We start from the raw sequence: 18,118 nt of genomic DNA, 5'->3' as shown, positions 1-18,118 counted from the left end.
GTGAATCGATGTACAAGCTGCTGCTTATCGTAGTGATGATGACGGTCTGGGTTTCGATTCATCTGCTGCAGGTGGAGGAGGAGCTCGCAATGAAGACTTTATTCCAGGGGAAGCATGCAATTAATCGGGCCGCGCATGCCGCAGCTCAGCAGCTCGATCTGGAAGCGCTTGGCGAGGGACTGCTCCGCTTGGCGCCCGAGGAAGCTGCGGGCGCTGCTTCTTTGTATTTAAGAGAAAACTTGAGGCTGGATGCGCTAGGCGTGCCGCTGCCGTCCTCTTTTTTGAAGCATCAAGTAAAGGTGGTCGTTTTTGAAGTGGTGAATGCGGAGCAAGCCTTTCCGTATACTTACCGAAATGCTGAATATGATTATGAGGTTACGCTGAGAAAGCCGGGAGTCATTATGATCGTCCATATGGTATACCCGAGAGCATTTCAAGTCATGGAACCGATAGAATGGTACATAAAGGGGGCGGCCGAGCTCGTATCCGGTTGACTAGCATTTGGAAAATTGGTGTAATAAGGGGAGGGAACTTATAGGAGCTGAGGTCAGAAGTGATAGATATTGTACCGGATATACCTGCCGAGCTAGTCAACGAGCGTATCGCACGTCTTCAGGAAGCGATGCAGCTGGCACACATTGATGCTTTTCTCATCACGCAAAATGTCGATTTGTATTATTTCAGCGGATCGATGCAAAATGGATATTTGTTTGTCCCTAGCGCTGGAGAGGCTACTTTTTATGTACGGCGCAGCGTTCAGCGCGCGAGGCAGGAGACGGCACTGCGCGTGGCGGAGCTTGGGGCTTTTCGCATGTTTGGAGAAACGCTGGCCAAGCAGTATGCGTATTTGTTTGATAAGAGCGAAGGAATTCAGATTGCAGCTGATTTGGATGTACTGCCAGCGCAGCTATATCTGAAGCTTATGGAATTAATAAGCAAGCAAGGACGTTCTGAGCTCATAGACGGTTCAGCGATCGTGCGCAAGCTCCGGATGATCAAAGCGCCTTGGGAGATCAGCCGAATCGAAGCAGCAGCCGAAGTTGTGGCAGAAGCGTTGAATGAAGCGCTGAATGACCTGAAGGAAGGCGTTAGCGAGCTCGCTTGGATGGCACGCGTTGAATATGAGCTGCGCATACGCGGACATATCGGCTTGATGCGCATGCGCGGTTTTAATCAGGAAATTACGACGGGGATGGTCATTTCAGGAGCGGAAGCCGCTGTTCCATCCTATTTTGACGGACCTGCCGGAGGTTTGGGACTGGGTGCTGCATCGCCACAGAGCGTGAGCCGCTCACTCATCAAGCGCAACGTTCCGATTCTTATCGATATTGGCTGCTGCGTGGATGGTTATGTCATTGACCAGACCCGAACAGCGGTAATCGGAGAATTGCCTGAGTCACTGCAATATGCTTATGGGATATCAGAGAAGATTATGGCTTCCTCTGAGAAGCAAATGGTACCCGGGACGTTATGCTCGAAGCTGTACGAAGATGCGCTTGAACTGTGCGCTGCGGCTAAGCTGACGGACCACTTTATGGGTTTTGGCGCTGACCAGGCGAAGTTTCTCGGCCACGGCATCGGACTGGAAATAGACGAGTGGCCGGTGCTTGCCAAAGGTTTTCAAATGCCGCTGGAGACTGGCATGGTCATCGCGGTAGAACCGAAATTCACGTTTCCGGGCCAAGGCGTTGTAGGGATCGAGAACAGCTATTTGATTACAGAGCAGGGCGCTAAAGCGCTGACTCGTTCGAAGGCGGAGCTTATTGTCCTGCCTTAGTGACATGAGGGAGATATGGGAATGAATCGGGAGTTATCGAATCGGCTTCATCGCGATTATATTAAAGTTTATCGGATTAGCGGTTTAATTACGCATGGTGTGTTTCTAGCCGTCATCATCGCTTATTTGGCCTGTGCTTCCCTTTGGGATTGGACGCTCATCCCCGGTTGGATCGCCTTGTCAATCGTTTTCCTTACATTCATCCTGTTTATTTGGCTTATTCCGAGGATGAAGTATACCCGGTTTCAATATGAGCTGTTTGATGATGAGCTGGAGATCCAGTCTGGCCTTATTTTTATAAGCAATGTGTTGGTTCCGATGGTGCGCGTGCAGCATGTTGAGCTGGAAAGCGGCCCTTTAATGCGAAAGTATAACCTAGCCAGCGTTTCGGTTGTGACGGCTGCCACTACGCATAAAATCAGCGGTTTAAAACAGACGGAAGCAGAGCATCTGAAACGGAGAATCGGCATTTTGGCGAAGGTGGATGATCAGGATGAGTAAGCGCCGCACGCTACATCCCATCTATGTTTTGTTTGGGCTGCTGCAGACGATTCGCGGCTTCTTGCCATTTATATTAATCGGCTTGGTAAGGGGAACGGATTGGACCGAGTTGGCTTGGTATTGGTATGCCGGAGCTGGCGCATTAGCAATCATCGTTACGGTTTTCAGTTTCCTTGAATGGAGAAGCTTCGGCTTTTGGCTGGAGGAGGACCGAATCATCATTCGAAAGGGCTTGCTGCTGCGAGACGAGAAAACCATCTATTATGGACGCATCCATTCTGTCAACGTAGAGCAGCCGCTTGTGCAGCGAATACTCGGCGTTGCGCAGGTGAAGATCGAGACGCCTGGCGGCAACAAGAAGGCCGAAGGCATACTGCCTGCGCTCTCGGTGAAGGAAGCGAATGATATTCAGCGCGTCCTGAGAAAACAAGCGACTACGAGCACGGAAACCATCAGCCCGATAGATCTAACTACACAATCGGACCAGCCAGCCGCACTAGCTCAAGGGCCTGTCATCAAAATTAATGACAAGCCGATCGAGAATAAGAGATCACAATCAGCTCCAGCAGCCGAGCCAAGCCGAGCCTTGCCAAGTTTTACGCTTCGACCGCTGCAATTGTTGCAAGCGGCGGCCACATCCACGAATTTCGGGCTTGTTGCCGCTTTTATGGCCGGTGTGTACTCGTTTGCCGATGATTTGATTAACCAACTGCTGCCCGATCACTTTTTCGAGACGGTTGTAGAGGATTCGGCCAGCTTTATGCCAGGGGTCATTTTTATTGTCATTGTTGTTATTGCAGGCATTGGATGTGCATGGCTGCTTTCCATCCTGTTATACATTCTCAAATACAGCGGATTTTCCGTCAAAAGGGATGGCAATCAGATTTCGGTTTCTTATGGCCTGCTGGAGAAAAAGTCATTTGTTTTTGATCCGAAGAAGGTTCAGGCTGTCATCGTCAATGAAGGTTTGCTGCGCCAAGCGTTCGGCTACGCGGAAATTCAGCTCCAGATCGTATCCTCAGACAAGAAGGAGCAGTTGATGCTGCATCCATTCTTGAAACGGGCAGATATTGAGCGGGTGCTGCATGATTTTGTTCCTCAGATGAAGCTGCCATCGAATGAGGCATTGGCAGGGGCGCCGAAGCGAGCGCTGCTTTATTACGTAAGAATAGAGCTGCTGATTACCGCGCTCATCTGTGCGGGATGCATTGTGTTTTTCAAGACAGATGGATTATGGTCGCTGCTGCTTTTGCCACTGATGCTCTGGTGGAGAAGGAGCTGTTACCTAGCAGCAGGCGTCCTGCTCCAAGAAGGACAGCTCACGCTGCGCAACCGATTCTTATCGAGATCTACGTATTTGATTCGCCGGCCTCAGATTGTTACGATGCGGGCGAGCCGTTCGGCAGGCCAGCAGCGTAAAAAACTGCTTACGCTATCGGTTCGTGCGTTCGGAAGCCCTATGGAATATCAGGTCAAATGCTTGGACCGGCATGATGTTGAGCCGGTGTGGCGGTGGTACAGCCGCAGCCTTAGTAAGCAATAGCATAGCGACAATCCATACAGCAGCTGCAGAAGCGTTTCTTGCTTCGACGGCTGTTTTTTTATCTTTTAGTTAGAAACGAAATGATCGCTTAAATATTTTTTTGAAAACCGAGTGAACGAAATGGGGACTCTATCCGTCATAGCAATAAGTAATTGAACGCAAGGAGGTTACGCGCTCGTGCATGACGAGAAGAAGCTAATCAAGCAAGCGGTTCGCGGCGACTCGCGAGCGCTTTCTGAGCTGCTGCAGCAGCAGTATTCTTTTCTTTACCAGTACTTGCTTAAGGTAACGATGAACAAAATTCGCGCAGAGGATCTTACGCAGGAGACGATGTTGAAGGCAATCGAGAAAATATCGACTTTTCAAGGGAAATCGAAATTTTCAACTTGGCTCATTACAATCGCATCGAGGCTCGTCGTAGATCGAATTCGGCGAAATGAGCTGGAGAAGCATTGGCTGCAGGAGCAGCAGTCTCTGCGTTCGATCCGCTTTGATACGCTACAGCAGGGGAACGAATGGCCGGAGGCGCTTCAAGCGTTAGGGCAGCTTAGCAGCGATATCCGGATTCCCGTGCTGCTTAAATATTATTACGGTTATGCGCAGGAGGAAATTTCCTCCATGCTGGACATTCCTGTCGGAACGGTAAAATCGAGGCTGTACAACGGTTTAAAGCAGCTGCGGAAGGAGCTTACGGAGCATGAAGAAGCCTGATGAGGAAATAGAAGATCAATTGTGGTTCGAGGATCGGCTAAAAGACGCGGTGACTCAGTTTGACGCTGTTCATGCGCCGAAGGTCCCTGGCCTGCAGCAGTTTGAAGCGCTTGTGGATGATCACAAGCAAGAAATGAAAAAACGGCTGTGGAAGGAGCTGCTGCTGTTTTGGTTGATCGCTTGTTTCATTCTTGGCCTAATGTTATGGGTGCTCGACCGAAACGTGGTGTGGTTTGGTATTCTTCAGATTTGCATCGCAGTAGGCGGAATTTCATTTGTCACCATGAGGTTCAGACGAAGGAAGGTGAGCACATGGAAGAGCTGAAGGTTTTGCCGCTATGGTTCTGGATAGTGCTCATTCCTATACTAATTGCACAGTCCACCTGGTTATTTATCGATGCTCGCAAACGAGATAGCATGCCTTGGCTATGGGGATTATGGGGCTTGATCCAAACGCCAATGCCGTTGTTATTTTATTTTATCTTTGTGCGGAGCGGGTGGTTTTCGCGCAGCCCAAGCAAGAAGAAAAGGGAATAAACTGTCCATGTTTAGAAGGAAGGGGCTTTTTTTATGAAGGAATCCATTGATTTATCGCAAATTTTGCCTATTATTGCGCCAATTATCGTCATTCAATTGATCCTGATGGTCATTGCGTTAGTATTATGCGCCAAAGCAGAGCGTACGCGGGGACCGAAGTGGGTTTGGGTGTTGATCATTATATTTGTGAATATATTTGGCCCGATTGCTTTCTTTATTGCGGGAAGGAGGACGGATGGATGACAACACTGCTGCAAGTGAAGGGATTGAGCAAGTCTTTCGGTGCTGTAAAGGCCGTTTCAGATATTGATTTTACGATCAAAGAAGGGCACTGCGTGGCATTGTTAGGACCAAATGGGGCAGGCAAAACGACGACAATCCGAATGATTACCGGACTGCTGAAGCAGACCTCGGGCGAGATGGAATTTCAAGGGGCGGCCGAAAGCGGCCATCATCGGAGCTTAATCGGCTACCTTCCGCAATCACCCTCATTCTATTCTTGGATGACGGGAACCGAATATCTCGTTTATGCGGGGCGCTTATGCGGACTTAGCGCTGCAACCGCCAAACTACGGACCAAAGCGCTGCTTGAGCGGGTCGGCATTTCCGGCGCAGCCAAGAGGCGGATCGGTTCTTATTCGGGGGGAATGAAGCAGCGGCTTGGTCTGGCACAGGCGCTCGTTCACCAGCCTAAGCTGCTCGTTATGGATGAGCCGGTATCCGCGCTTGATCCGCTTGGCCGTAAAGAAGTGCTGGAACTTCTGCGCGAGCTGAAGCAGGAAACGACGGTGCTGTTTTCTACTCATGTGCTTCATGATGCAGAGGCGCTTTGCGATGATGTCATCATCATTCGAAACGGGCAGATTGCTTTGCAAGGGGCAATAGACCGAATTCGCGAAGACCACCGTAAACCTACGATAGAACTCCAAGTCGAGCAGGACGAGCATTCGCAGCGTTGGATGACCTCTTTTTCTAGGCGCATTCAGAGCCTTTTGAACAAAAAGGATGAGGGTGCTTTATTTCAAGATATTCAGCTGCAAAACGGTATAGCGCGTTTTACTGTCAGAGAGATGGATGCTGCTAGAAGGATGCTGATGGAGGAGCTAGCGCACGAGCAGGTCAAGGTGAGCAGGCTGGAAGTTGGCCATACCTCATTGGAAGATTTATTCATGAAGGTGGTGACCGGATGAGCAGCGAAGCGAAGGCATCGCCGTCGGTTTCTGTAGCCAACCCTCCTCTATCCTCAAGCATGACCCGGTATAGGGTGATGGTTGAAAAGGAGCTTCTCGAGCTCGTACGCAGCTTCAAGCTATTATGGGTTCCACTCGTTTTTATTTTACTTGGCATCATGCAGCCGGTGTCTACTTATTATATGCCAGCAATACTTGAGCACGCTGGCAGCTTACCGGATGGAACCGTTATTGATATTCCATTGCCGCAGGCTGCAGAGGTGCTAGCTCAAACGCTGCAGCAGTTCGGTACGCTTGGTATTTTAGTGCTGGTGCTCGTCTGCATGGGCACCGTGTCTGGCGAGCGCAATAGCGGAGCGGCATCGCTTATTCTCGTCAAGCCAGTATCGCTGCTCTCTTATGTCGGATCGAAATGGACGGCAATGCTTATGTTGGCATGGGGTTCACTTGCAGCAGGATATTTGGCGTCATGGTACTATACGGGGCTGCTGATTGGTGCGGTTCCGCTGAATAAGGTGATTGGCAGTCTGCTCATCTATGGGCTTTGGCTATCTTTTGTGGTAACCACTGCGATACTCTTTAGCTCGCTGCTTAGAAGCCCAGCCGCAGCAGCCTTTTCCTCGTTAGTCAGTTCGATTGTGTTATCCTTGCTGGCGGGGTTATTTCCCAAGGCGCTTGGCTGGAGTCCAGGTGCGCTCAGCGGCTTTGCTTCTCAGGCGGTTGCTACTGGAATTTCCGACAGCGGAGAATTTAGCTTGGCTATACTAGTCGTTTTTATCGGCATGATTGCGGCGGTTTGTGCGGCTGCAGGCGCTCTACGCAGAAGCTCGGCGGTCGAATAATAAAAAAACAACTCTATGAACTCTCTCTTCGATTGGACACCGCTATTATTTTTTAGTAGGATAGTAGTGAAAGAATCAGCGACGAAGAAACAGGAGTTGAGGACGATGCTACAACTAGGCACAAAGGTCGTCATTGTGGCTGACCAATACGAACAAAACCTTCCCATAGGGGAGCATGGTTATATAATAGCGTACGACCGTAATGCGGATAATGTATTTGATTATGTGCTTAGAGTTCCTTCGGCTAACCGGAATTTTCTTATTCCCGATGAAGACGTTGAGCTTGAAGAGGTGCTTATTCAAGACGAGGTTGACCGCATCGAGCGGGAAGCGCTTATTGATTTTGCACTCGCTACTCATAATGAGGAGTTGTTCAAGCGCATTATGAACGGCGGCGAAGAACCGGAGCCAGAGGCGGAACTTGCCGGCAAGGAACAGCTCAGTCCGGCAGATTTTATCCGCNGATTTAGAACGCAGCTGCAAGCCGCAGACTGTTCTGTATGTCACTTTGCTGACAGCGGGGCAGTTTTTTTTTTGCTGCACTAATCAAGTCGTTTGCCGTTTTCATTGCTGTTCGCCCTTGATGTGCGATATAATGGGAAGAATGATTACAGGAAATAGGAAAGGAAGAATACCTGATGAGCATTACGCCCAAGGATGTAGAGCATGTCGCGAGACTGGCACGGTTGGAGCTGTCCGATGCGGAGAAGGACCAGTTTACGGAACAGCTTAATGCGATTTTGAAATACGCAGAGAAGCTTGACGGCCTCGACACGGATAACGTGGAGCCGACGAGCCATGTACTGCCGATTAAAAACGTTATGCGTGCGGACGAGAAGCGCCCGTCGCTGCCGATTGAAAAGGTGCTGCTTAATGCGCCGGATGAAGAAGATGGACAATTTAAAGTACCAGCGGTACTTGAATAATACGAATGGGTTTGATATGAAGGGAGGAACTACTGTTGGCACTGTTTGATTTGCGCCTGCAGGATGTACATAACAAGCTTAACAACAAGGAACTATCCGTTACTGAGCTGGTTAGCGCATCGTATGCGAGAATTGCGGAAACCGAGCCTGCGATCCAGGCTTTTATTACATTAAATGAAGAGAATGCGCGCTTGCAGGCTTCCGAGCTGGACAAGCAATTGCAAGAAGGCGGCGAACGCGGTTTGCTGTTCGGATTGCCCGCGGGAGTGAAGGATAATATCGTGACGGAAGGGCTCTTGACTACGTGTGCGAGCCAGTTCCTTAGCAATCACAATCCGATTTACGATGCGACGGTCGTTCGCAAGCTGAAGGCAGCCCAATCCGTAACTATTGGAAAACTCAATATGGATGAATTCGCTATGGGCGGCTCAAATGAAAATTCAAGCTACTTCCCTACGCGTAACCCATGGAACACCGAATACGTGCCTGGTGGCTCAAGCGGCGGTTCGGCGGCATCGGTTGCTGCCGGCCAAGTGTATTTCTCGCTTGGCTCTGACACGGGCGGATCGATTCGTCAGCCAGCAGCTTATTGCGGCATTGTCGGTCTGAAGCCAACCTATGGCCTCGTATCGCGCTTTGGCCTCGTTGCGTTTGCTTCGTCGCTTGACCAAATCGGGCCACTTACCAAAAATGTAGAGGATTCCGCTTACGTACTGCAAGCTATTGCAGGATATGACGCAAGCGATTCTACCTCGGCTAATGTCGAAATCCCGGATTACACTTCGGCTTTGACTGGCGATGTGAAAGGGCTTCGCATCGGCGTGCCTAAAGAATATCTGGGAGCGGGCATCGATCCGCGGGTTAAGGAAGCGGTACTGCAAGCTTTGGCGGTGTATGAATCGCTTGGCGCAACGTGGGAAGAGGTTTCACTGCCTCACACGGAATACGCAATCGCAACCTATTACCTGCTTGCTTCCTCGGAAGCCTCATCGAACCTTGCTCGATTTGACGGCGTGCGCTACGGCGTGCGTGCGGAAAATCCTGAGAATTTGATTGATCTGTACAAAAAATCGCGCAGCGAAGGCTTTGGCGCCGAAGTGAAGCGCCGGATCATGCTGGGCACCTATGCGCTTAGCTCCGGCTATTACGATGCTTATTACTTGAAAGCACAAAAAGTGCGGACGCTGATTAAGCAAGATTTTGACAATGTATTTAACCAATATGACCTCATCATCGGACCTACGGCTCCGACGCCTGCGTTCCGTATCGGAGAGCAGGTTGGCGATCCGTTGACGATGTACTTAAATGATATTTGTACGATACCGGTAAGCTTGGCGGGCGTTCCCGCGATTAGCGTTCCTTGCGGTACGGCTGATGGCTTGCCAATCGGCTTGCAAATTATCGGGAAAGCGTTCGACGAATCGACGGTGCTGCGCGCCGCTCATGCGTTCGAGCAGCATACGGAGCATCATAAACAACGTCCGCAGCTATAAGCGGATATATATACGTTTACGAAGGGATCGATACGAATGTCTGAACCGAACAAATACGAAACGGTTGTCGGGCTGGAAGTCCATGTGGAGCTGCACACGAACAGCAAAATCTTTTGCGGCTGCTCCACAGCTTTCGGTGCGCCTCCGAATACCCATACCTGCCCGGTCTGCCTTGGGCATCCCGGCGTTCTGCCGGTATTGAACCGCCAAGCGGTTGAATATGCGATGAAGGCGGCTATGGCCTTGAACTGCCAGATTGCTGATATTAGCAAGTTTGACCGTAAAAACTACTTTTACCCGGATTCTCCGAAAGCTTACCAAATTTCGCAATTCGACCAGCCGATCGGCGAGCATGGCTGGATTGAAATCGAAGTGAACGGTGAGACCAAGCGTATCGGCATTACGCGGCTTCATCTGGAAGAGGATGCGGGCAAGCTGACACATGTGGATGGCGGCTATGCGTCCCTTGTCGATTTCAACCGCGTTGGCACGCCGCTGATCGAGATTGTTTCAGAGCCGGATATCCGGACGCCTGAGGAAGCGAAGGCTTATTTGGAGAAGATCAAAGCGATCATGCAGTATTGCGATGTGTCAGATGTTAAGATGGAAGAGGGCAGCCTTCGCTGCGACGCGAACATCAGTCTGCGCCCTTATGGACAGAAGGAATTCGGCACGCGTGCAGAGCTCAAAAACATGAACTCCTTCCGCGGCGTTCAGCGTGGTCTTGAATACGAGCAATTCCGCCAAGCGGAAATTTTGGATGGCGGCGGAATCGTAATTCAGGAGACTCGGCGGTTTGATGATGCGGTTGGCAAGTCCTTCTCGATGCGTGGCAAAGAAGAAGCACATGATTACCGCTACTTCCCAGACCCGGATTTGGTTTCCCTGCACATCAGCGAAGAGTGGAAGCAAAGCATTCGCGCGACCATACCGGAACTGCCGGATGCACGGAAAGCGAGATACACGGTCGATTATAGCTTGCCATCCTATGATGCGGAAGTGATTACATCATCCAAAAAACTCGCGGATTTCTTCGAGGAGAGCCTCTCTTATACAAAAGATTCCAAATCCGTGTCTAACTGGATCATGGGCGATTTGCTCGGCTATTTGAATGCAAACAGTCAGGAAATCAGCGATGTGAAAATAACCGGACAAGGCCTTGGCGAAATGATCGGCTTGCTTGAGAAAGGCACGATCAACGGAAAAATTGCCAAAACGGTGTTTAAGGCAATGCTGGAAACGGGCAAGCTGCCACAGCAAATCGTTGAGGAGCAAGGGCTTGTTCAAATAAGCGACGAAGGTGCCGTTCTGCAAATCGTAGATCAAATCATTGAAGCGAATCCACAATCTGTTGAGGATTATAGAGCCGGCAAAGATAAAGCGATCGGGTTCCTAGTCGGACAGATTATGAAAGCCTCTAAAGGAAAAGCTAATCCGGCACTCGCCAACAAGCTGTTGATCGAGCGGCTAAAATAAACATATACAACTGCTAAGACGCGGATTATCCCAGGGATGATTCGCGTCTTTTTTCTATATCCCATGCAAGTCAAGCCACCCGTAAACTCCAACACCAGCAGGCAATTATGTTACAATAACGAATATAGAAAGGTCGGGATCGCTTATGGAATTAAGTGCGCTTCACAATCCTTGGGCAATTAGCGAGCTGCATATTTTGCTTAGGCTGGTGCTTGCCTTGCTGCTTGGCGGCTTGATAGGCTTCGAACGCGAGCAGTCTAATCATGCGGCTGGATTACGGACCAACATCTTGGTTTGTTTGGGCTCATGCTTGTTGATGCTGCTTTCGATGTATGGCTTCTCGGCATTCGTTGATCAGCCGAATGTTAGGGTTGACCCGGCGCGACTAGCAGCTGCGGTTATTACGGGCATTGGATTCCTAGGAGCAGGGACCATTTTATTCACGGGGAAATCAATAACCGGTTTGACCACGGCGGCTTCGCTATGGGTCGTATCGGCCATTGGACTTGCCGTGGGCGCCGGTTTTTATTTTGCCTCAGGTACCGCTACAGTTATGGTTCTCATCACACTGTGGGCTTTTAATAAACTGGAGAAAAGGTACATAAACGCGAGGAAAGAGCATTTATTGATCATTAAAGCGAATGATTTGTCCCAAGTCATGCTGGATATCAATGCGCTGATGACGGACCAAAAGATTACGATGCGCAAAATGAAGCTTGAGGAGTGCGCAGATGAGGCGGAAGGAGAGCTTCTTCAACTACAGCTCTACATTACATTGCCGAAATCGGAAGCATTGCTTGTTCTTCTTGATAAAATAAAGCATTTGGAGGGTGTACGTTGGGTCAGCTCGGAATAAGACGATCGAAGAATAGGCTGCTCACCGTTTTATTGGCTTTTGCAATGCCAGGAGCAGGGCATATGTATACGGGCCAGCATCCAAAAGGCCTTCTCTTAATCGCAGCCTTCTGGCTGGACTTGACGGCAATCGTTCGGTTGGCGGATTCTGATGGCGGAAGACACTTGCTGCTGATCGTATATTTGGGAATCATGCTCCCCGTTTTTTATTTTATTAGTGTGTTCGACTCATTGCAAAGCGCAGAGGCGGAAGATTCAAGCCCCGTAGCTTTACGTTTGATGCATGGCGTTCTGCTCTTTGCAGCCGGAGCGGTTATGCTTGTTTTGGTCAAACCTCCGCATGCGTTATTGCCTTGGATGAATGAGCTTGCGGAGCTGAGCGTAGGTCCTATCATTATGATTGCTTCGATTATGTTGTTGCTGCGTTTACGGAAAGGGTCGGTGTCTATGTTTAAATTGGGGCGTTTTACGGCAGCAGCGCTGGTGCTGACTGTCGGGGCGCTGCTCCTATGGGACCAACTGAAGGGGCGGAATGATATTTCGCTACTGGGACAATGGTGGCCGGTCATATTCATATTATTAGGTCTGGAAACGATTCTCTTCAGTCTCAAGTTCAAAGGAGCGGAGAAAAAGCTCAAGCTTGATGTTGCGGGAAGCATGGTCGCCATTCTGATTACGCTTACTGCGTACGTAGTTACGCAATATGCGGATATTCCTTTTCGCTGGCTGGATCAATTTAATGTGGATCTTAACGGGGCTACCGAGTTTGGGGAAGAAAAGGGCTTCCGGTATGACAAAACGATCATGAAAGTGCCATTAGACGAAGAGGCTTCACTCATTCGGATCGTAAACCCTAATGGACAGGTTACGGTGCGTTCGGGTGACGTACAGGAAATTGAGGTATTGACGGCCGTATGGGTGGATGTCGCGGAGAAGACGGAGGCTGATCCCATTGCGGAGCAATCGACTGTAAAAATCAACCCGGGCAAAGAATTAACCTTGGAAGCCAAAGCGCAGAGCTATGGCGCGAACGGCAGCAAAAAGCCAAGGATGAATATGATTATTACCGTACCGCAGTCCTTGTCCGATCAGCTCCAAGTGGAGGAAACTCCTCTTGAAACGCTGCTGCCCGAGGGGACGCAAAGCCTGATCGAAGGAGAGAATACGGTAGTTACGGCTGAGGAGACTGACAGCACGGAGACGGAGCTTTTGGAAGCAACGCCAACCCCTGGCACATCGGATATGCCGCTGGGTGAAGAGCAGCTAACCAATGAAGAGACACCTTTGAATATAAGCCCAACGCCGACGCTCGAGATCGAAGAAGACCCGAAACCGGCTTTGAAGCTGAAGGTGGAATCGGGCAACGGCTCAGTGGATATTCAAGCGCTGACGCTGCCTGGAGGACTGGACATCCGCAGTAACAGCGGAATCGTTACCGTGAGCAACATTCGAGGCGCGGTTACCGTCAAAGGTAATAACGGCGGCATTACGGTGAGTGGCATAACCGGAGACAGTACGCTTGAAACCAAAAACGGCACGATTGTCGCATCGTCTATCCAAGGGAAACTATTTGCTAACACGCTTAACGGAAGCTTGGAGCTTAAGGCAATCGAAGGAAACGTCGAAGCGGAAACCAAAAACGGCAAAATTAAATTAGACGGCGCGGGCGCTTCAGTGAAAGCAGACACGCTCAACGGAAGTATTGAGCTGAACAGCAGCATTGTCGGCGGGGATTGGGACTTGGACAGCTCGGTGGGCGAGATCAAGCTTTCGATGCCGGAGGACGGCGATTTTATCGTTTACGGATCGGTAACTTTCGGTAATATTACGTCCCAGCTGCCTCTTGAGGTCAGCAAGAAAACGGTAAGAGGCACTATAGGCGACGGCACTTTCCGGATTCAAATCAATGCAACCAATAGCATTGCTATCAAGCAATTTGGGCTGTCATAAAAGGCGCTTTCATTGACAAACTCTTAAAAAAGAACGTACAATGGTTGTAATTACTTAGGAAGGGCGTGAGGGGAATGGGAGCCAGCGTTAACTTAGCATTGGAGCAACTGAAGATGAATGGCGTCCGAATGACCCCGCAACGTCACGCCATATTAAGCTACTTGATGGACTCTATGTCCCATCCGACTGCAGATGAAATTTATAAAGCGCTCTCTCCAACCTATCCGAGCATGAGCGTAGCTACCATATATAATAATCTGCGTTTATTTGTAGAAGCTGGATTAGTGCGTGAGCTAACGTATGGCGATGATTCAAGCCGATTCGATTCGGATTTGTCGGATCATTATCATGCGATATGCAAAAGCTGCGGATCAATTGTTGATTTCCATCATCCGCCGCTGCTCGAGGTCGAGCGGGCCGCGTCACGTGTAACGGGTTTCGTGGTGGAAGGTCACCGGATGGAAATATACGGAATATGTTCGACTTGTAATACTACATCAGTGAAATAATGGGCATTTAGCCTGCAATAACGTGCCGGGAAGCGATGAAACGCTAATCTGCACGTTTTTTATTATCATTTGAAGAGACATACTGCAATGATATAGGAGAGTGATGATTTGGAAACGATGTACAACCGGACACCGCGCAGGAAAGGAAATAGAGGCGCCCGGAGCTTGCTATTGTTATTTTTTGTTGGAATGATTGCAGCCTTGTGCTGGTTTGGATATATGCGATTTATACCGAGTGGCGAAATGGTTTCCCCCGAGTATCAAACGGAATATCCGATTATGGTTCGCGGGGTTGAAGCAGGTCGAGGCGCCATTGTTGAAAATAGCGAGGTTAAACTGCCGCTTGAAGTCGTGCAGCAGGTACTTGGAGAGGACAAGCCTATCCGCTACGAAGCGGATTCGGGATCTATCGTACTGACAACAGCGAATAAAGTGCTTCATCTAAAGACGGATTCCTTGACGGCAACGATTAATCAGAAACCTTATAATCTGACGATTGCTGCGGAGAAAACGGAAGACACGGTCTATATTCCCGCAGAGCCTTTGCAGGAGCTATACGGGCTTCAGGTGGAATTTATGGAGGATACATCGGTCGTCACGCTGCTATCTGCGGGGGATACGGTTCAACTTGCGGAAGCCATTCCTGAGAAAGGAGCTGCCATTCGTATCGAGCCGACGATAAGAGCACCGTTCATTGCAAAGGTGCCGCAGGCGGATACGGTGAGAATTTGGGAAGAACAGGACGGATGGCTGCTAGTTCAGAACAGCAGTGGCCTAACGGGCTACATGAACAAAAAAGATATCAAGCTGACGACAATCAGCCAAGTCGCGGAACCTGCTTCGGAGCCGCCATTTATTGCGTGGAAAGTGCTGGGTAATAAAATTAATATGACGTGGGAAGCTGTGTATGAGAGAAAAATCGACACGACGAAGATTAACAGCATGCAAGGCTTGAACGTCGTGAGTCCAACTTGGTTTGCTCTGGCAGATGATAAAGGTACGATTAAAGGCAAGGCTGACCCGGCATATGTGAAATGGGCGCATCAGGAAGGCTTGCAAATATGGGCGTTGTTCAGCAACGATTTTGAGCCGGACCGAACGACGAAAGCTTTGGCAAGCGCGGATACGCGCTTCTCGATGATCCAGCAGCTGATTGCTTTTGCGAAGGTATATCATTTGCAGGGCATCAATATCGATTTCGAAAATGTGCATACAGCGGACAAGGCCAATTTCGTGCAATTCGTACGTGAGCTAACGCCGCTCCTTCATGAGCAGGGACTGGTCGTATCCGTAGACGTAACTCCAAAGTCGAATAGCGAAATGTGGTCGTTGTTTCTTGACCGCGCGGCGTTAGGCGGGATCGTCGATTATATGATGGTTATGGCTTATGATGAGCACTGGGCAGCAAGCCCGAAATCAGGTTCAGTCGCATCGCTTCCTTGGACGGAGAGCTCATTGGTTCGGATTATGCAGGAGGATGGCGTTCCCGCTGGCAAGCTTATACTTAGCATGCCGCTATATACTCGCATTTGGACGGAGAAGAAAGGCGAGGACGGAAAAATTGCGGTTTCTTCTAAGGCAGTTGGGATGGAACGAGTCAAGGAGATTATAGCCACCAACAAATTGACTCCAAAATTTGATGCAGCCGCTGGCCAAAATTATGTGGAGTATACGGAAGAAGGCGACCTGAAGCGAATTTGGATCGAGGACGATACTTCTTTGAAAGCGCGGGTTGCGCTCGTGCGGAAATATGATCTGGCAGGTGTGGCTACCTGGCAGCGTGCATTCCAGACGCCAGCGATTTGGAAAACGATCGACGATGCCATCAAGCTTAGGCCCTAATTTTTAGTTCATACAAGAAACGCCCTCTTCGCATGAAATGGAAGAGGGCGTTTCTATTTGAAGGAATGTAGTTCTTACAGCTAGCCCGTAAGTATGTACTGGGCTACTATGCTTGTTGCTCTGTAGGGCTATGGGTCGCTTGATCAGGATCGAGCGTAAGCATCGTTTTGCAGTACATGCAGCGATCAGTTTTTCCAAGCATTTTCGTTGGGCGGCCGCACTCTGGACACTGCAGCATTGTTGCGCTTGTTGACATCATACCGGCCCAGAAGTAAACGGCAACGCTGATGAGCAATGAAATCATCCCGATGACCATAAAAATAGCGGCAATGATCTTGCCTGCGGACCCCCAGAATACGATGCCGGCAGTGCCGAGTATCATTACGCCCATGCCGACAAGGGTGAAAACAAGGCCCCATAGGCGGAACTCATTGATTTTGGCTGACTTGAAAAAGAACTTCTTCATAGGTTCAAACCCTTCCTAACTTTATTGTCATATGAATTTGACATTGTTTTCTAAGATCGTAAGCAGGAATGTGCCTCCAACCTGTCGAAAAAGAATAAAACTGTAGATTATTATTATAGCTTAATAAAATGTGATTAGCTATATGGAGGAACCAGTGGAACATATAAAAGCGCACTTCGCAGACAGCTATCGGAATGAGCCGGATTTGGCCGGATTGGCTGTTATTGAAAACCCATACCCTTACAATCCATTAATCGATGGATTGGATTCATTAGTGCTTGTTGTAATGAAGGAAGAGGGAACACGGAATGAAATGGAACATATCCAGATTGAAGACAAGCGGGTACTGATTCGGACCATCAACAAAAGTGGCTTGAATGAATGGCTTGCAGGTGGTGAAAATCGCAATATCATTGAGTGGCTAGTTCGGGGGGAGATCTTGTTGGATCGCGACGGCTATTTAAGCAGTGTACGTACGAGCTTGCTTCAATTTCCTCATTCGATGCGGGAGCAAAAACAGTTTACGGAGTTTGCAGGATTTTTAAGAACGTATTTGCAAGCGAAGCAGGACTTGTTGGATGGTAACCTTCTGGATGCGTATAGCCATACCTTGACGGCACTTCATCATTGGGCTCATATTGTTCTAATAGAAGAAGGACGACATCCTGAGCTTACCGTTTGGAAGCAGCTGAAGCGGGTACATCCTGGTATATATAAGCTTTACGAAGAGCTAACGGTCAGTCCTGAAACATTGGAGCAGCGCGTGCAGCTCGTCATGCTGGGCTGTGAGTTCTCCGTTATGAGCAAAATGAAAACAAGCTGTACTTTGTTATTTGATATTCTTGGCAGCCGCGAGGAGCCATGGAGCATTGCTGAGCTGCAAGCCCATTCTTCCATACATATATTACATGTCGATTTATCGCTTATTCTGCAAAAGCTGGTGAAGCGCGAGTATATACGTGAGGTCGCAGTCATGCATGAGCTAGGGGATATCGGTGCACTTGAGCTTCGCTATATGATTAACCACGCATACAAAAATTAATGCTTCTATACTAATGAACAAAGCGTTTTCTATGTCGGCAATTGCAGCGGCGTAGAGGCGCTTTTTTTTATCCCATATTCGAATCGATAAGCTCTTCAACTTAATGGTATGCCTATATTTTATAAGAAGGTGGGCCTTCAACGTAAAAGGATGGGCGTAGTCATTTAAGCATGTTTGAAAAAAATGATAAAACAGGCTTGACTTAATTGAGTGTCAGATGATATATTAGGACTCGCCGCTTTTACAGGATACATAATCGCGAAAACGACAATTTAAAAAAAATGTCGAAAAACGAAAAAAAGTACTTGCAAAGAGATAGGCGAACGTGATATATTATAAAAGTCGCCGATACGAAATACGCGGTTGACACGAAAGAAAAGATTGCTCTTTGAAAACTGAACAACGAGTAATAACTGCCTCGCAAATCCTTCGGGATAAGCGAAAAAGCGATAAAAAGT

General features: G+C 49.0%; 19 protein-coding genes and 1 pseudogene. 19 read left to right on the top strand and 1 reads right to left on the bottom strand.

The window, feature by feature from the left end:
• The first annotated feature begins 8 nt into the window (after window positions 1–8).
• The 18 genes and pseudogenes from FJQ58_RS04520 (at window position 9) to FJQ58_RS04435 (ending at window position 16,152) form a co-directional block, all read left to right on the top strand.
• A complete protein-coding gene (locus FJQ58_RS04520; protein WP_139991243.1) occupies window positions 9–494 on the top strand; it encodes a hypothetical protein in 486 nt (161 codons plus the stop codon).
• 59 nt (window positions 495–553) lie between these two features.
• A complete protein-coding gene (locus FJQ58_RS04515; RefSeq protein WP_338016122.1) occupies window positions 554–1,777 on the top strand; it encodes a M24 family metallopeptidase in 1,224 nt (407 codons plus the stop codon).
• Window positions 1,778–1,798: 21 nt separating this feature from the next.
• Window positions 1,799–2,278 (top strand): PH domain-containing protein, encoded by a 480-nt coding sequence (locus FJQ58_RS04510; protein ID WP_139991242.1) that lies wholly within the window; start codon window positions 1,799–1,801, stop codon window positions 2,276–2,278.
• A complete protein-coding gene (locus FJQ58_RS04505) occupies window positions 2,271–3,821 on the top strand; it encodes a PH domain-containing protein (protein WP_162341300.1) in 1,551 nt (516 codons plus the stop codon). The genes FJQ58_RS04510 and FJQ58_RS04505 overlap by 8 nt, the downstream gene beginning before the upstream one ends.
• 177 nt (window positions 3,822–3,998) lie before the next feature.
• Window positions 3,999–4,532 (top strand): RNA polymerase sigma factor SigY, encoded by a 534-nt coding sequence (sigY, locus tag FJQ58_RS04500; protein ID WP_139991240.1) that lies wholly within the window; start codon window positions 3,999–4,001, stop codon window positions 4,530–4,532.
• A complete protein-coding gene (locus FJQ58_RS04495; RefSeq protein WP_139991239.1) occupies window positions 4,519–4,857 on the top strand; it encodes a YxlC family protein in 339 nt (112 codons plus the stop codon). Before sigY ends, FJQ58_RS04495 begins: the two co-directional genes overlap by 14 nt.
• Window positions 4,845–5,069 (top strand): sigmaY antisigma factor component, encoded by a 225-nt coding sequence (locus FJQ58_RS04490; protein WP_139991238.1) that lies wholly within the window; start codon window positions 4,845–4,847, stop codon window positions 5,067–5,069. Before FJQ58_RS04495 ends, FJQ58_RS04490 begins: the two co-directional genes overlap by 13 nt.
• A gap of 33 nt (window positions 5,070–5,102) precedes the next feature.
• A complete protein-coding gene (locus FJQ58_RS04485) occupies window positions 5,103–5,312 on the top strand; it encodes a PLD nuclease N-terminal domain-containing protein (protein ID WP_238403796.1) in 210 nt (69 codons plus the stop codon).
• The gene (locus FJQ58_RS04480) at window positions 5,309–6,259 is read left to right on the top strand and encodes an ABC transporter ATP-binding protein (protein ID WP_139991237.1); all 951 of its coding nucleotides are present in this window, start codon (window positions 5,309–5,311) and stop codon (window positions 6,257–6,259) included. The genes FJQ58_RS04485 and FJQ58_RS04480 overlap by 4 nt, the downstream gene beginning before the upstream one ends.
• On the top strand, window positions 6,256–7,101 hold the full coding sequence (locus FJQ58_RS04475; protein ID WP_139991236.1) for an ABC transporter permease: 846 nt from the start codon (window positions 6,256–6,258) through the stop codon (window positions 7,099–7,101). The genes FJQ58_RS04480 and FJQ58_RS04475 overlap by 4 nt, the downstream gene beginning before the upstream one ends.
• Window positions 7,102–7,206: 105 nt before the next feature.
• Window positions 7,207–7,563 (top strand): annotated as a pseudogene (locus tag FJQ58_RS04470) (ATPase); the annotation flags it as partial.
• 176 nt (window positions 7,564–7,739) lie between these two features.
• Window positions 7,740–8,027, top strand: a complete 288-nt coding sequence (gene gatC, locus FJQ58_RS04465; protein ID WP_139991235.1) for an Asp-tRNA(Asn)/Glu-tRNA(Gln) amidotransferase subunit GatC — start codon at window positions 7,740–7,742, stop codon at window positions 8,025–8,027.
• Between the two features lie 35 nt (window positions 8,028–8,062).
• Entirely contained in the window at window positions 8,063–9,520 is a 1,458-nt protein-coding gene (gene gatA / locus FJQ58_RS04460) for an Asp-tRNA(Asn)/Glu-tRNA(Gln) amidotransferase subunit GatA (RefSeq protein WP_139991234.1), read from the top strand.
• Between the two features lie 36 nt (window positions 9,521–9,556).
• Entirely contained in the window at window positions 9,557–10,996 is a 1,440-nt protein-coding gene (gene gatB / locus FJQ58_RS04455) for an Asp-tRNA(Asn)/Glu-tRNA(Gln) amidotransferase subunit GatB (protein WP_139991233.1), read from the top strand.
• 145 nt (window positions 10,997–11,141) lie between these two features.
• Window positions 11,142–11,852: an MgtC/SapB family protein gene (locus FJQ58_RS04450; RefSeq protein WP_139991232.1), complete on the top strand. Its 711-nt coding sequence runs from the start codon at window positions 11,142–11,144 to the stop codon at window positions 11,850–11,852.
• A 62-nt stretch (window positions 11,853–11,914) separates the two neighbouring features.
• On the top strand, window positions 11,915–13,801 hold the full coding sequence (locus FJQ58_RS04445) for a DUF4097 family beta strand repeat-containing protein (protein ID WP_162341298.1): 1,887 nt from the start codon (window positions 11,915–11,917) through the stop codon (window positions 13,799–13,801).
• Between the two features lie 74 nt (window positions 13,802–13,875).
• Window positions 13,876–14,310: a peroxide-responsive transcriptional repressor PerR gene (gene perR, locus FJQ58_RS04440; RefSeq protein ID WP_139991230.1), complete on the top strand. Its 435-nt coding sequence runs from the start codon at window positions 13,876–13,878 to the stop codon at window positions 14,308–14,310.
• A 117-nt stretch (window positions 14,311–14,427) separates the two neighbouring features.
• On the top strand, window positions 14,428–16,152 hold the full coding sequence (locus FJQ58_RS04435; protein WP_238403807.1) for a glycosyl hydrolase family 18 protein: 1,725 nt from the start codon (window positions 14,428–14,430) through the stop codon (window positions 16,150–16,152).
• A gap of 106 nt (window positions 16,153–16,258) precedes the next feature.
• Here FJQ58_RS04435 and FJQ58_RS04430 read toward each other — a convergent pair whose 3' ends face one another.
• The gene (locus tag FJQ58_RS04430) at window positions 16,259–16,618 is read right to left on the bottom strand and encodes a YgzB family protein (protein ID WP_139991228.1); all 360 of its coding nucleotides are present in this window, start codon (window positions 16,616–16,618) and stop codon (window positions 16,259–16,261) included.
• A 154-nt stretch (window positions 16,619–16,772) separates the two neighbouring features.
• On the opposite strand from FJQ58_RS04430, the gene FJQ58_RS04425 reads away from it, so the two are divergent.
• Window positions 16,773–17,660 carry a nucleotidyltransferase-like protein gene (locus FJQ58_RS04425; protein ID WP_238403791.1) on the top strand — a complete coding sequence of 296 codons (888 nt, stop codon included), beginning with the start codon at window positions 16,773–16,775 and terminating at the stop codon, window positions 17,658–17,660.
• Window positions 17,661–18,118 lie beyond the last annotated feature (458 nt).

This window comes from Paenibacillus paridis (assembly GCF_006345825.1).
Taxonomy (GTDB): Bacteria; Bacillota; Bacilli; order Paenibacillales; family Paenibacillaceae; genus Pristimantibacillus; species Pristimantibacillus paridis.
Note: the sequence above shows the minus strand (reverse complement) of the source record. Positions and strands in the feature narration are given on the sequence as shown.